The following is a 12,656-nucleotide window of genomic DNA, read 5'->3' on the forward strand; positions in this document are numbered from 1 at the left end:
CTGCTGATGGCCCAGGACTCCGCCGGCCCCTCGCCGCAGTGGCTCGACCACGCGCGCACCCCCGCCGCCCGGCTCGCCATCTCCCGATGGCTGGCCCGCCCACAGGACACCGGCGAGCCGCCCCCCCCCCCCCCCCCCCCCCCCCCCCCCCCCCGGGGGGGGGGGGGCCGGCGGGGGGGGGGGGGGGGGCCCCCCCCCCCCCCCGCTGCCGTATCCGCCGGCGTCCGCCGGGCCGCCCGGACCCGACCCCCGCCCCGATCCCTGGACTCCCGATGAGCCGCCTCAGCACCCCCGCCGCCGCGCCGGTCGGCCGCCGCCGCGTGCCCGGTGCCCGTACCCCCGCCGCGCTGGCCGTCCCCGCGCTGCTCGCCGTCGCCTTCCTGCTGATGCCGCTGCTGGGCATCCTCGCCCGCACCAGTTGGGGCGACCTGGGCACCCACCTCACCAGCCCCGGCGTGCTCGAAGCGCTCCGGCTGTCGCTGCTGGTGTCGTGCTGGGCGCTGGGTCTGTCGCTGCTGCTCGGTGTCCCGCTGGCCTGGTTGCTGGCCAGGGTCGACTTCCCGGGCAAGGTGCTGGTCCGTTCGCTGGTGCTGCTGCCCATGGTGCTGCCGCCGACCGTCGGCGGTGTCGCCCTCCTGCTCGGCTTCGGCCGCCGCGGGCTCCTCGGCCCCTGGCTGGAGAACACCTTCGGCATCGTCCTGCCGTTCCACACGTCGGGGGCGGTGATCGCGGCCACCTTCGTCGCGATGCCCTTCCTGGTCATCAGCCTGGAGGGCACCCTCGCCGGTCTCCGCCCCAGCTACGAGGAGACCGCGGCCTCCCTCGGCGCCTCGCCGGTGCGGGTCTTCTGCACCGTCACGCTGCCGATGGTCGCCCCCGGCCTGGCCGCCGGCGCCGCGCTGACCTGGGCCCGTGCGCTCGGCGAATTCGGTGCGACGATCACCTTCGCGGGCAACCTGCCCGGCACCACCCAGACCCTTCCGCTCCAGGTCTACCTCCTGCTGCAGGACTCCCCGGAGGCCGCCACCTCCGTCTCCCTGCTGCTGCTCGTCATCGCCATGGCCGTGCTGGTGTGCCTGCGCGGACGGTGGACCGGCGGGCCCGCGGACCGCTCCGCCCGCGCCGGGCGGCGCGCCGCCTCGGCCGACGGCGTCCCTGCCGGGCCGGACGGGACCGGCCCGCAGCCGACGGACGGCTCCGCGGACGACGGCGGCCGGGAGCCGTCCGTGCCGGTGCCGTCCCCCGCGGAACGCTGGCCGCTGCACGCCGACGTCACCGGCTTCACCGAACTCTCCCTCCGGGCCGACCCGGGCACCACCATCGCCGTCGTCGGCCCCAACGGTGCCGGCAAGACGACCCTGCTGCGCGCCCTGCTCGGACTGACGCCGCGGGCCCGAGCCGCCCTCCAACTGGGGGAGACCGACGTCACCGCACTGCCCCCGCACCGGCGGGGCGTCGCCTGGGTCCCCCAGGACGGGGCGCTCTTCCCGCACCTGAGCGCACTGGCCAACACCGCCTACGGGCTGCGCGCCCAGGGGGTGTCCCGCGGCGAGGCCCGACGCACCGCGCAGCGGTGGCTCGACCGGCTCGGCGTCGGCCCGCTCTCCCACCGTCGGCCCGCCCAGCTGTCCGGCGGCCAGGCCCAGCGCGTCGCCCTGGCCCGGGCGTTGGCCGCCCGGCCGCGGCTGCTGCTGCTCGACGAGCCGCTGGCCGCCCTCGACCAGACCACCCGGGCGCACGTCCGGCATACCCTGCGCGGCCACCTCGCGGGCTTCGGCGGGGTCTGCCTGATCGTCACCCACGACCCCGTCGAGGCGGTCTCGCTCGCCGACCGGGTCCTCGTCCTGGACGGCGGCCGGGCCCTGCAGGACGCCCCGCCCGCCGAGGTCACCCGGCAGCCGCGCTCCCCGTGGGTGGCCCGGATGCTCGGCCGCAACGCCTGGCCCGGCACCGCCGCCGGCGACGGGCTGACCCTCGCCGAAGGCGGTCACCTGGTCGCCGCCGACCTGCTCCCCGACGGCACCCGCGCGCTCGCGGTGATCGCTCCCGAGGCGGTCGCGGTGCACATCGAGAAGCCCGTGGGCAGTCCGCGCAACGTCTGGCCCGGCACCGTACGGGAGATCACCGCCGCGGGCAGTCGGCTGCGGGTCGTCATCAGTTCGTCCGCGGCGCCCGATCTCGTCGCCGAGATCACGCCGGCGGCGGCTCTGGAACTCGGGCTCACCGACGGCGCCGCCGTCTGGACCAGCGTCAAGGCCACCGAGGTGACCCTGGTGACGCTCTGACGGACGTCGGCGCGCGGCGCGCGGGCGTCAGTGCGGGGTCGCCGCCGGCTCCAACACGAAGACCGGAATGCGACGGTCCGTCTTCTGCTGGTAGTCCGCGTAGTCGGGGAACGCCTCGACCGCCCGGGCCCACCACGCGGCCTTCTCCTCGCCGGTGACCTCGCGGGCCGTCATGTCCCGGCGGACCGGGCCGTCCTGGAGCTCCACCCGGGGGTCGGCGAGCAGGTTGTGGTACCACACCGGGTTCTTCGGCGCGCCACCCTGGGAGGCGACCGCGGCGTACGCCCCGTCGTGCTCCACCCGCATCAGCGGGCTCTTGCGCAGCTTGCCGGACTGGGCGCCGCGGGTGGTCAGCACGATCACCGGCAGCCCGCGCAGCGTCGTGCCGCGGGTGCCGCCGGATCCCTCGTACAACTCGACCTGATCGCGGACCCACGCGGTCGGGCTCGGCTCGTACTCTCCCTGCAGGGGCATGTCGTCCACCTTGTCGTCGACGTCTTCCGGTGTGGGGGGAACGACGGAGCGGGGGCGGATCATTCCGCCGGCGCCGCGGCGATCGTCCGCCGCGGCGTCCGGGGCCGGCGCGCCCGGCCGGGAACGCCGTTGTTCCCGGCCGGGCGCGCCCCGCGGCGCCGCATCGGGCGCCCGGTTCAGGAGACCAGCTCGACCGCCCGGCTCCGGTTGCGGCGGTGCTGCTCGGCCCAGTTCGCCAGTGCCGCCTCGCAGGCGTGGTCGACGTGCCGCAGCCCGCTCAGATCCAGTTCGACGTCCCGGTCGGCGGGCAGCGCCTCCAACTGGTCGAGGAGCTTGGGCAGCCGCAGGAAGGTGGCGTTGCCGACGGCCCTGACCCGCACCGGGCCGGGCACGCTGGGGACGTGCACCTCCAGGTGCGCCTGGGAGGTCTCCCAGGCGGTCTTGGCCACGGCCAGCAGCAGGCCGATCAGCACCCCCTCGAACATGTTCACCGTCACGATGGCGAGCGCGGTGACGCACAGCACCACCGCCTCACCGCGGTGTGCCCGCCACAGCGGCCGCAGCTCCCGCAGCGGGATCAGCTTCCACCCCGCGTGCACCAGCACACCGGCCAGAGCCGCGACCGGCACCACGCCCAGCGCCGCCGGGAACGCCGCCGCGAACAGCAGCAACCACACCCCGTGCAGCACCCGGGACGCCTTGGTCCGGGCACCCGCCTGGACGTTGGCGGCACTGCGCACGATCACCGCCGTCATCGGCAGCGCGCCGAGCACCCCGCACAGCGTGTTGCCGGCGCCCTGGGCCATCAGCTCCTTGTCGTAGTCGGTCCGCGGCCCGTCGTGCAGCCGGTCCACCGCCGCCGCGCTGAACAGCGACTCCGCGGAGGCGATCAGGGTGAACGCCAACACCGTGCCCAGCACGCCGAGTTCGGTCAGTCGGCCGATGTTGGCGAACCCGGGGGGCTGGATCGCGTCCAACAACCCGCTGACCTGCACCCGGGCGATCGGCAGGTCCAGCGCCCAGACCGCGGTGGTGGCCAGGGCGACGGCCGCCAGCGGCGCCGGCAGGACGCGTGCCGCGCGCCGCCAGCGGGGCCACAGCACGAGGACGGCGACGGTGCCGGCCCCCACGGCGAGCGCGGCGAGCGCCGGGCCGGACCGTGCGGTGTCCCACGCCAGCTGCGGCAACGACCCGATGTTGGCCAGTCCGCTGCCCGGTGCCTTGGCGTCCGCCAGGGCGTAGAGCTGCCCGGCGATCAGGACCAACCCGATGCCCGCCAGCATGCCCTGCACCACCGCGACCGAGATCGCCCGGAACCAGCGCCCCAATTTGAGTGCACCCATGGCCAGTTGCAGCAGTCCCGCGGCCAGTACCAGGGCGCCGAGCGCGCCCAGGCCGTACGCCTTGACGGCTTCGAAGACCAGCACCGTCAGGCCGGCGGCCGGGCCGCTGACCTGGAGGCTGCTACCGGGCAGCAGCCCGGTGACCAGCCCGCCGACGATGCCGGTGACCAGCCCCAGTTCGGCCGGGACGCCGGAGGCGACCGCCACCCCCACGCACAGCGGGACGGCGACGAGGAAGACCACGAGGGAGGCGGTGAAGTCCGCCCGGAGGAAAGGGAATCGCTTCATCACGTACAGCCCGCCTTCACAGAGGGAGGAATGCGTCGGCGGCCGGCCGGTGCACGGAGACCGACCCGGTGTGGACCTCGTAGAACCAGCCGTGCAGCCGGACCTCGTCGGCGTCCAGCCGCTCCCGGACGCACGGGTAGTCACCCAGCCGGTCCAGTTGCTGGCGCACGTGGCGCTGCACGGCCGCGGTGACGGCCGGCCCGTCGTCGCCCGGTAGTTCGTCGGAGAGTTGGAGCGCCAGCCAGTCGCGGACGGCGGGTGCCCCGGTCAGGTCCTCGCGGCGGGCCCGGGCGCCCACCGCACCGCAGTGCGAGTGCCCGCAGACCACGACGTCGGCGACCTTGAGCACCCGCATCGCGTACTCGATGGTGGCGGCCTCCGAACTGGCCGCCATGCCGTCCTGGTAGGCGGGCACGGCGTTGCCGGCCGTGCGGAGTTCGAAGAGTTCCCCAGGCCGGGCCCCGGTGATCAGGGACGGGATGACGCGGGAGTCGGAGCAGGTGATGAACAGGGCGAGGGGGGACTGGCCGGCGGCGAGCCGACCGTACGTCTCCTGTTCTTCCCGCTGTGCGGCGATACGGGCGGTCAGGCCCCGGGCGTGCTGGATGAAGGTCTCCACGAGGAGGTCTCCTGCTGAAGTGTGATGCCACCGTGGGGATGGCGAGGACGTGCGGTACTCGCGTGGCGGTGCACGGCGCGCGGCCGTGGCCCGCCGCGGAGCCGCTCAGCAGCGGAAGACGCAGTGGAGCAGGGGGAGTTCGGACGGTCTGGAGGCCGCCGCGTCGTGGTCGGCGGTCGGTGCCCGGCCGGTTGCCCGGTCGTCACCGGCCGCACCGCTCAGGTGCGGCGGCAGGGGACGTCGGTCCGGCGGCACGCCCTCCGCGGCCGGCGCCATGCGCCGGGGGCGGCTGCGCTCGGACTCCCGCTTGGAGTGCTTCTCCTCCTCGGAACTGGAGTTCGCGGCAGCCGACTTGCCGGTGGCGCCGGAAGCGGAGGTGGCCGGGCGCGCCGCCGCGGCCGCGCACGCCGGCGCCGCCGCGCCGAGCAGGAAGGCCAGGACGACGAGGAGCGCAGTCAGCGGCAGGCGGCACCAGGCCGCCATCGGGGGGCGTGCCCCCGGTATGCCGGTGTCCTTCCGCATCGTCGTCCTCCGCTTCGCCCCGTGTCGTGGGGGGCCGTTGGGTCGTTCGGCAGGGGGCCGGCCGCGCGCGTGGCGGCGGGGGCCGCGGCTGTGCACGGTCCTGGTCGTCGGGGCGCGATTCCGGTCCGGTGCGCTCGGCGTCGACCGTGGTTGCGGGAACCGCGCTCCCCATAGTGCAGCATCCAGGTTTCCAGTATGAAAACGAGAAATGACGCCATGTTGCGTGCTTTCTCAGGGGTTAACGGGCGCCGCCGGATCCCCGGGCGCCCAGTGCGGCCACAGGGACCACCACCGCCGCGAGCACCCCGCAGACCAGCGCCAGCACCGGGAAGCCCCCCGCGGCCAGCACCGGCCCGGAGGCCATCCCCCCGGTCGCGCCGGCCAGCGCGATCCCGACGTCCACCAGTCCCTGGGAGGTGGCCCGGCGGGCCGGCGGCAGCGCTTCGGTGACCCATGCGGTGCCGCTGATCAGCCCGAAGTTCCAGCCCAGGCCGAGCAGTACGAGCGCCACGGCGAGCCCCGCCACCGAGTGCGGCGGGGCGAGCATCGCGAGCAACCCGGCGGCCAGCAGCGTCACTCCCGACGCCGCGGCCACCCGCCGCGGCCCGACCCGGTCGACCCACCGCCCGGTCAGCGGGGACGGCAGGAACATCGCCCCGACGTGCAGCGCGATCACCAGCCCGGCCGCCTGGGCGTCGTGGCCGTGCGCCCGCAGATGCACCGGGGTCATGGTCATCAGCGCGATCATCACCAGTTGGGTCAGCAGCATCACCGCGGTGCCGGCCAGCAGGCCGCGCCGCGGTCCGCCCGTCGGCCCGAGGGCCGAGGGAGCCGCCGCCCGGTCGTCCGGTGGGGCGTCCGGGCCGACGGCGGACGCTGCCGGCGCCGCGGGCTGCGGCAGCGGTTCGGGCCGCAGCAGACCGGCCAGGACCACGGCCGCGGCGCCGAACGCCGCGGCGGCCAGCAGGAACGGACCGGCCAGCCGGGGCACGCCCCAGGCCAGGGCCAGGTCTCCGGTCGCGGTGACCAGGTTGGGGCCGGCCACCGCGCCGAGCGTGGTGGCGCACAGCACCGTGCTGACCGCACGTCCGCGCCGCTCGGGCGGAGCCAACTCGGCGCCCGCGTAACGGGCCATCAGGTTCGTGGCGGTGCCCGCCCCGTAGACCAGCAGTGACGGGAAGAGCAGCAGGACGCTGCCGAGCGCGGCGGCGGCCACCACGCCCAGGCTGCCGAGCACTCCGGCCCCGTATCCGAGGACGAGCCCGGCGCGCCGGCCCCGGCGTTGGGAGAGCCGGCCGATGCCCGCGGCGCCGACCGCCGCGCCGGCGGTGAACAGCGCGCTGGGTACCCCGGCCAGCCCGGTCGATCCGAGCATGTCCTCGGCGAGCAGCGCCCCCACCGTGATCCCGGCCGCCAGGCCCGCCCCGCTGAGCACCTGCGAGAACACCAGGACGGCCAACGGCCGCCGGGGTGCGGCACCGGTCATGCGGGCAGCGGCTCCAGCGCCGCGATGTCCGCGAGGGACATGCCCATCCGCTGGTGCAGGAAGCGGACGATGGTCCAGTGCGGCAGCGCGTCCTCGTCGAACGGGCCGAACTCCCGGCAGTACAGCGGGATCCAGCGCAGCGCCTCGTCGAGCGCCTGCGCGCGGCCGGGCTCCTGCTGGTACTCCTCGTAGCCGATGCTGCGGTGCTCGATGAAGAACCCGCCGGGGAGCCGTTCCTCGCACAGTGCGCGGTACTCCCGGGTCTGCAGGATGAGGTAGTGCCAGACCTCGTCGACGTCCTGCTCGACGGGGAGGAACAGCCCGCCGAGCCGCTCGCGGTAGCGGGAGACGAGGTAGAGGTAGCGCAGGCATTCGGTGACGCGGCGCGCCACGAGGTCCGGCGGCGCGTCGGTCGTCTCCTCGAAGTGGGCGAGGACTTCGGCGTGCAGCGCGGCACCGAGGAGGTCCCGGAGGTCCTCGGCGGTGAGCGCCCGGTGCGGGGCCGCCGTGGCGGGTGCGGTGGCCGCGGCCGCCGGCGCGGTCCGGTGGGTCATGCCTCTCCTCTCGCCAGCCAGGAGTACTTCCCGGACCGGCCGATGGGGATGTGCGGTCGGTGGTCGAGCCGGCAGTGCCGGCCGGTGAGTTCGGCGACGCCCCGTTCCAACGCGGCGGAATCCGCCGGTGCCAGGGGCGCGCCGTTGAGGGTGGTGTACGCCAGGCGTGCCTCGGTGGCGTCCACCAGCCGGAGCTGGTGGACGAAGATCTGCGCGGTCGTCTCGCCCACGCACCGGTCGAGGTCGCCCTGGGCCACCGGACCGTGCCGGGTGTCCAGGAGTTCCTTGTGGCGGCCGGCGAACTGGGCGATCCGGTCCGGGTCGGGGGTGTCGTCCGTGGTCCGTACGCAGTCCCCCGACCGGTACCGGATCAGCGGCATGTAGGGGTTGCGCACGCTGGAGACGATCAGGTGGTACAGGGTGCTGCCGGGCGTGACCGGGTGGAGTTCGACGCTCATCTTGTCCAGGTGCGGGCGGTAGTTGCCGCGTCGGTCGCTGGAGTAGAGGTAGCCGAGTTCGGTGCTGCCGAACAGGTCGATGATCGGGCAGGCGAAGTGCTGGTGCAGGAAGCGCCGGACGTTCACCGGCGTGTATTCGTAGGCGTGGATGATGCTGGCGGGTGGCGGGAAGTCGTCCCACAACCCCCACTCGCCGACCTTCCGCACCAGGTGCGCCAGGTGGTATCCGGAGCAGTCCAGGTGGTACCAGCCCTGTGGGTGGGCCTCGGCGGCGGTGCGGATCTCGTGGAGCATGCGGACCACGTCGTCGCGGCTCCACAGCGCCGGATCGAGCCGCAGGTTGAGGTAGCTGGTGCGGTCGTCGAGCCGGCGGTCGTCGAGGCTCGGCACGGGGTCGGGCGCGGCGCCGCGCTTGGCGGCGTTGACCCGTGCCACGTGCTCGGTCGCCAGGACGGTGGTCAGCGAGACGCGCCGGCAACCGGCCTCCCAGGTGGCGGCCAGGTCGGCGTGTTCGCTCCACAGTTGGTAGTAGGAGCGCAGCAGGAAGTACGGGGGCCGGATGAGCTGCATCCGGGCGTGGTTGGTGCCCGTGGAGAGCACGAACTCGGCCTCGCCGGACTCCAGCGCGGCGGCCAGCCGGGGTGTCATCCAGTTGTCGGGGAAGCCGCGGGCGATCTCCGGTTTGTCGAGTACCGGGAAGTGGCCCTTCGCCAGTGCTGCGCGGTAGATCGGGATGTCGCGGATCTGCTCGATGAACTCGGCGGTCGGCTGGCCTTCCATGGGATCCCTCGGAGGTGTGCGCGGGCGGGGACCCGCCCGGGACGTCGGGTGTGCTGGACCGGTCGGCGGGCCGGCGGCCGGACGGTCGCCGGCCCGCCGGGTCCGTCACCCGGGTGTCAGGAGATACAGCCGCTCTTGGGCGCGGCGCTGATGCAGCCGGCCTTGGGGGCGGCGCTGATGCAGCCGTTCTTCGCCGTGCGCGGGTCCGGTCCGGCGGAGTTGGCGGCCACCCAGCTCTGCCAGACGTCGTCCTGGGCCATCTTCTTGATGAGCTGCTCCATGGGGACCTCCATAGGTGTGGGGATGGGGGAGCGGCGCTCGGCGGTGCGGTGATGACCTGCGCCGACGCCGACTCCTCGAAGGTAAAAGGCTCCTCAAGTGAATGTCAATGAAAGGCAATGTCGAGCGCTGGGGATGCGGGTCGGTGCGCCAACTTTGGCGGGATGCCGTCACGGCGAGCGACCGCGGAACTATCTGACGCCCGCTCAATTCGGCGCTCCGCGGACCCGGTACCGCGGCCCGCCGCCCGGCGGTACCGGACCGGATGCGTTCGGGTGACCTCCCCAGCGGGTCCGCCGCCCGCCCGCCACGGACGGGGAACGATCACGACCGTCCACCGCCCACCACCCCAGGGAGCCCGCTGTGCGCATCCTGCTCCTCGCCGGCGCGTTCAACAGTCTGACCCAGCGCGCCTACGCCGAACTCGCCGACCGCGGACACCACCTCGGCGTCGAACTGGTCACCCGCGGGACGCCACTCGCCGCGCTGGTGCCCCGGCACGCCCCCGACCTGATCGTCGCGCCGATGCTCACCACGGCCGTCCCCCGCGAGGTCTGGTCCGCCTGGCCGTGCCTGATCGTCCACCCCGGCCCGCTCGGCGACCGCGGACCGTCGTCGGTCGACTGGGCCGTCCACCTGGGCGCCGAGCGGTGGGGCGTCACCGTCCTCCAGGCCAACGACGAGATGGACGCCGGCGACGTCTGGGCGACCGTCGAGTGCCCGGTCCCGGAGGTCGGCAAGAGCGACCTCTACCGCAACGAGATCGCCGACGCCGCCATCGAGGCGCTGCTGACCGCCGTCGCCCGCTTCGCCTCCGGCACCCACCGCCCGCAACCGCAGCACGCCCTGCCCGCCGGCCGGCTGCCCGGTCGCCCCCGGCCCCCGCTCCGCCAGGCCGACCGCCGCATCGACTGGTCGACCGACCCGACCGAGACCGTCCTGCGTACCCTCCGGGCCGCCGACTCCCGCCCCGGTGTACGGGACGAACTCCTCGGCGGCACCTGGTTCCTGCACGGCGGCCACCCCGAGGGCACCCTCACCGGCCGCCCCGGGGACCTGCTCGCCACCCGGCACGGCGCGCTCTGCCGGGCCACCGTCGACGGCGCCGTCTGGATCCCCGAACTCCGCCCGGCCCGGGCCCCGGGGGAGCCCACCCCCGTCAAACTGCCCGCCACGCTCGCCCTGGGCGACCGGCTCCCGCCGCTGCCCGAGGTGCCGGTACCGCTGGAGACCGGTGACGGCCCGCCTACCTGGACCGACATCCGGTACCACGAGGACGGACCGGCCGGATTCCTGCGCTTCTCCTTCCCCGGCGGCGCGATGAGCACCGACCACTGCCGACGGCTGCTCGCCGCCTACCGCTACGCCTGCACCCGCCCCACCACCGTCCTGGTCCTCGGCGGCCAGCGGGACTTCTTCTCCAACGGCATCCACCTCAACGTCATCGAGGCGTCCGCCGACCCCGCGGCCGAGTCCTGGGCCAACATCAACGCGATCGACGACCTCGTGCAGGCCGTGCTGACCACCACCGACCGGGTGGTGATCGCCGCCCTCGGCGGCAACGCGGCGGCCGGCGGGGCCATGCTGGCGCTCGCCGCCGACGACGTCTGGTGCCGCTCCGCCGCCGTCCTCAACCCGCACTACCGGCTGATGGGACTCCACGGCTCGGAGTACTGGACGTACACCCTGCCGCGCCGGGTCGGCGCCGAGACGGCCGCGGCCCTGATGGCCCGGGCCCTACCGGTCACCGCGGCGCACGGGCAACGGCTCGGCCTCGTCGACCGGATCGTCGACTGCGCCGCGCAGGAGTTCCCCGACCACACCGGACGGCTCGCCCGTCGGCTCGCGGCGTCCCCCGGCGTCCACGCCCGCATCGCCGCCAAGAAGGCCGCTCGGGACGGTGACGAGGCCCGACGGCCGCTCGCCGCCTACCGGGCCGACGAACTCGCCCGCATGCGGCGCACCTTCGAGGATCCCGGCGCCCCGTACCACGCGCTGCGTCGCGCCTTCGTCCGCAAGGAGCCCGCGACCGGCACCCCGGAGCACCTGAACGCCGCTGCCGGGTATGGCGGGAGCACCGCGCGCCGCGTCGACTGACCGTGCGCACCGCCCGCGGAACGGGCCGGTGACCGTACGCGTGCCGGTCACCGGCCCGCACCGCCTACCCGGCCGGCGTCACGGCGTGGGCAGGTACTTGTACCCGATGCCGAAGACGGTGCTGATCAACTTCCGTCGGCCCGGTCCCAGTCGCCGTCGCAGCCGGGCGACGTGCACGTCAACCGTGCGGTCGCTGGACCGGCAGTCCGGCCACACCGCGGCCATCAGCTGCTGCCGGGTGAACGCCCGCCGCGGGTTCAGCACCAGGTGGGCGAGCAGGTCGAACTCCAGCCGCGGGACGTCGATCTGCCGCCCGTCGATGACGACGGTGCGGGCCGCGGTGTCGATCTGGATCGGGTCCGCAGAGGCCGGCCCGGCCGGTTGCGCACCGGTGTCCGCCGCGGGCGGCTGCGCGCACGGCGGGGCGAGGATGATGTGGAGTTTGTCGGAGGTCAATCGATGCACCGACACGGGCTCCAAATCGTGCAAGGTGAGTTGCCACTTGCCGTCGGGGAGCCGGTCGACCGCCAAGGGTGGCCCTCCGCCGGAGCCGACCTTTGCCGGCCGACCGAAATCGGCATCCGGTCGCAACGCAAGGGGGGTCGTCGACGCGTTCATAAACATGATCTGGGCCCATTCCTCTTGCAAAGCAGGCGTGTTCGGACAGACATGGCGGTGCTCGACGTGCGGCGTGCGGTTCGGCCACGCCGCACTCGCTGCGCAGGCCGGTGTGGAGCCGGGCAGGCGCACCGGCACTCGTGATGCGGGTGCGTCCAGCGGGCCGATCGCCCTTCCGTCCCTGTTAGGAGGGGCGTTCGCGCCCGTGCCCGTGCGCGGTCGTGACGTGAACAACCGTCACGTCACCGGTCTGACCGAACGCTACATGTGATCGCGCGCTTCCGGATAGTAGCTTCCGCTAATCACGGTTGCTCTTGAGCCGATTTTGTGTTTGCCGACGTTCGCGGCCCGTGTGACCAGGCGCGTCGCGTCGAAGGCGGTCAGGAGGCGATGCATTGTGCATCGATTTCTTTACCACTTCCTTATGAATCGTTCTCCGTCTCCCGCCCGGCGCGGTGCCGTCGTCACCGCGCCGGGCGGCCGAACTCCCCGAAGGCATTGCCGTATTCGCCGGGTGTCCGGCGGCCCGGTCCGCGCGGGCCGGCCCGGCCGGTGCGGGCCGCCCCGCCCCGGCGGCCCGCGCGACGGCACCCCGGCCGGATCCGCGTCCGGTGTCGGTCGGCGGGGAGTGGGTGAGGGCGCTCACATGGTGGACCGCGGCCCTGCCGGCCGGAGCGTGGCCGGAGGTGACTGGCGCGATGGCTCGACCGCGCCGGGACCCGTCGGCGGTGTGGTAGCGCTGTTCCCCTTCGCCCTCGTGGAGCGCCGTGCGGACCGGTCGGCGGGCGCCGTTCGAGCCGTTCCGTGCCCGCGCCCCGTTCGCGTGACTGGCCGTCAGGCGGGAGTGAATATG

The 12,656-nt window shown here is 74.4% G+C and carries 11 protein-coding genes; 2 read left to right on the top strand and 9 right to left on the bottom strand.

Annotated elements, in window-relative coordinates:
* Positions 1-272: 272 nt before the first annotated feature.
* Entirely contained in the window at positions 273-2,285 is a 2,013-nt protein-coding gene (locus ACLJT4_RS15035; RefSeq protein WP_411122822.1) for an ABC transporter permease, read from the top strand.
* 27 nt (positions 2,286-2,312) lie between these two features.
* On the opposite strand, the gene ACLJT4_RS15040 is transcribed toward ACLJT4_RS15035, so the two are convergent.
* From ACLJT4_RS15040 to ACLJT4_RS15075, 8 genes are all read right to left on the bottom strand, one after another.
* A complete protein-coding gene (locus ACLJT4_RS15040; protein ID WP_411122823.1) occupies positions 2,313-2,759 on the bottom strand; it encodes a nitroreductase family deazaflavin-dependent oxidoreductase in 447 nt (148 codons plus the stop codon).
* Positions 2,760-2,935: 176 nt separating this feature from the next.
* Complete coding sequence (locus ACLJT4_RS15045) at positions 2,936-4,390, bottom strand: SulP family inorganic anion transporter (protein WP_411122824.1); 1,455 nt, start codon at positions 4,388-4,390, stop codon at positions 2,936-2,938.
* Between the two features lie 16 nt (positions 4,391-4,406).
* Complete coding sequence (locus tag ACLJT4_RS15050) at positions 4,407-5,009, bottom strand: carbonic anhydrase (RefSeq protein WP_411122825.1); 603 nt, start codon at positions 5,007-5,009, stop codon at positions 4,407-4,409.
* Positions 5,010-5,114: 105 nt separating this feature from the next.
* A complete protein-coding gene (locus ACLJT4_RS15055) occupies positions 5,115-5,531 on the bottom strand; it encodes a hypothetical protein (RefSeq protein ID WP_411122826.1) in 417 nt (138 codons plus the stop codon).
* A 238-nt stretch (positions 5,532-5,769) separates the two neighbouring features.
* On the bottom strand, positions 5,770-7,017 hold the full coding sequence (locus tag ACLJT4_RS15060) for an MFS transporter (RefSeq protein WP_411122827.1): 1,248 nt from the start codon (positions 7,015-7,017) through the stop codon (positions 5,770-5,772).
* Positions 7,014-7,571 carry a hypothetical protein gene (locus ACLJT4_RS15065; RefSeq protein ID WP_411122828.1) on the bottom strand — a complete coding sequence of 186 codons (558 nt, stop codon included), beginning with the start codon at positions 7,569-7,571 and terminating at the stop codon, positions 7,014-7,016. Before ACLJT4_RS15065 ends, ACLJT4_RS15060 begins: the two co-directional genes overlap by 4 nt.
* Positions 7,568-8,809 (bottom strand): hypothetical protein, encoded by a 1,242-nt coding sequence (locus tag ACLJT4_RS15070; RefSeq protein ID WP_411122829.1) that lies wholly within the window; start codon positions 8,807-8,809, stop codon positions 7,568-7,570. Before ACLJT4_RS15070 ends, ACLJT4_RS15065 begins: the two co-directional genes overlap by 4 nt.
* Positions 8,810-8,925: 116 nt before the next feature.
* Positions 8,926-9,090 carry a hypothetical protein gene (locus ACLJT4_RS15075; protein WP_411122830.1) on the bottom strand — a complete coding sequence of 55 codons (165 nt, stop codon included), beginning with the start codon at positions 9,088-9,090 and terminating at the stop codon, positions 8,926-8,928.
* 361 nt (positions 9,091-9,451) lie between these two features.
* On the opposite strand from ACLJT4_RS15075, the gene ACLJT4_RS15080 reads away from it, so the two are divergent.
* Positions 9,452-11,185: a hydrogenase maturation protein gene (locus ACLJT4_RS15080; protein ID WP_411122831.1), complete on the top strand. Its 1,734-nt coding sequence runs from the start codon at positions 9,452-9,454 to the stop codon at positions 11,183-11,185.
* Positions 11,186-11,263: 78 nt separating this feature from the next.
* Here the strand turns inward: ACLJT4_RS15080 and ACLJT4_RS15085 are convergent, their stop codons facing one another.
* On the bottom strand, positions 11,264-11,650 hold the full coding sequence (locus ACLJT4_RS15085; RefSeq protein ID WP_411122832.1) for a winged helix-turn-helix domain-containing protein: 387 nt from the start codon (positions 11,648-11,650) through the stop codon (positions 11,264-11,266).
* Positions 11,651-12,656 lie beyond the last annotated feature (1,006 nt).

This window comes from Streptomyces sp. x-19 (assembly GCF_046549115.1).
In the GTDB taxonomy this organism is placed as follows: Bacteria; Actinomycetota; Actinomycetes; order Streptomycetales; family Streptomycetaceae; genus Streptomyces; species Streptomyces albulus_C.

Coding starts and splice junctions, on each gene's coding strand:
- ACLJT4_RS15035 (WP_411122822.1), top strand. CDS start 273: ATGAGCCGCCTCAGCACCCCCGCCGCCGCGCCGGTCGGCCGCCGCCGC.
- ACLJT4_RS15040 (WP_411122823.1), bottom strand. CDS start 2,759: ATGCCCCTGCAGGGAGAGTACGAGCCGAGCCCGACCGCGTGGGTCCGC.
- ACLJT4_RS15045 (WP_411122824.1), bottom strand. CDS start 4,390: ATGAAGCGATTCCCTTTCCTCCGGGCGGACTTCACCGCCTCCCTCGTG.
- ACLJT4_RS15055 (WP_411122826.1), bottom strand. CDS start 5,531: ATGCGGAAGGACACCGGCATACCGGGGGCACGCCCCCCGATGGCGGCC.
- ACLJT4_RS15060 (WP_411122827.1), bottom strand. CDS start 7,017: ATGACCGGTGCCGCACCCCGGCGGCCGTTGGCCGTCCTGGTGTTCTCG.
- ACLJT4_RS15065 (WP_411122828.1), bottom strand. CDS start 7,571: ATGACCCACCGGACCGCGCCGGCGGCCGCGGCCACCGCACCCGCCACG.
- ACLJT4_RS15070 (WP_411122829.1), bottom strand. CDS start 8,809: ATGGAAGGCCAGCCGACCGCCGAGTTCATCGAGCAGATCCGCGACATC.
- ACLJT4_RS15075 (WP_411122830.1), bottom strand. CDS start 9,090: ATGGAGCAGCTCATCAAGAAGATGGCCCAGGACGACGTCTGGCAGAGC.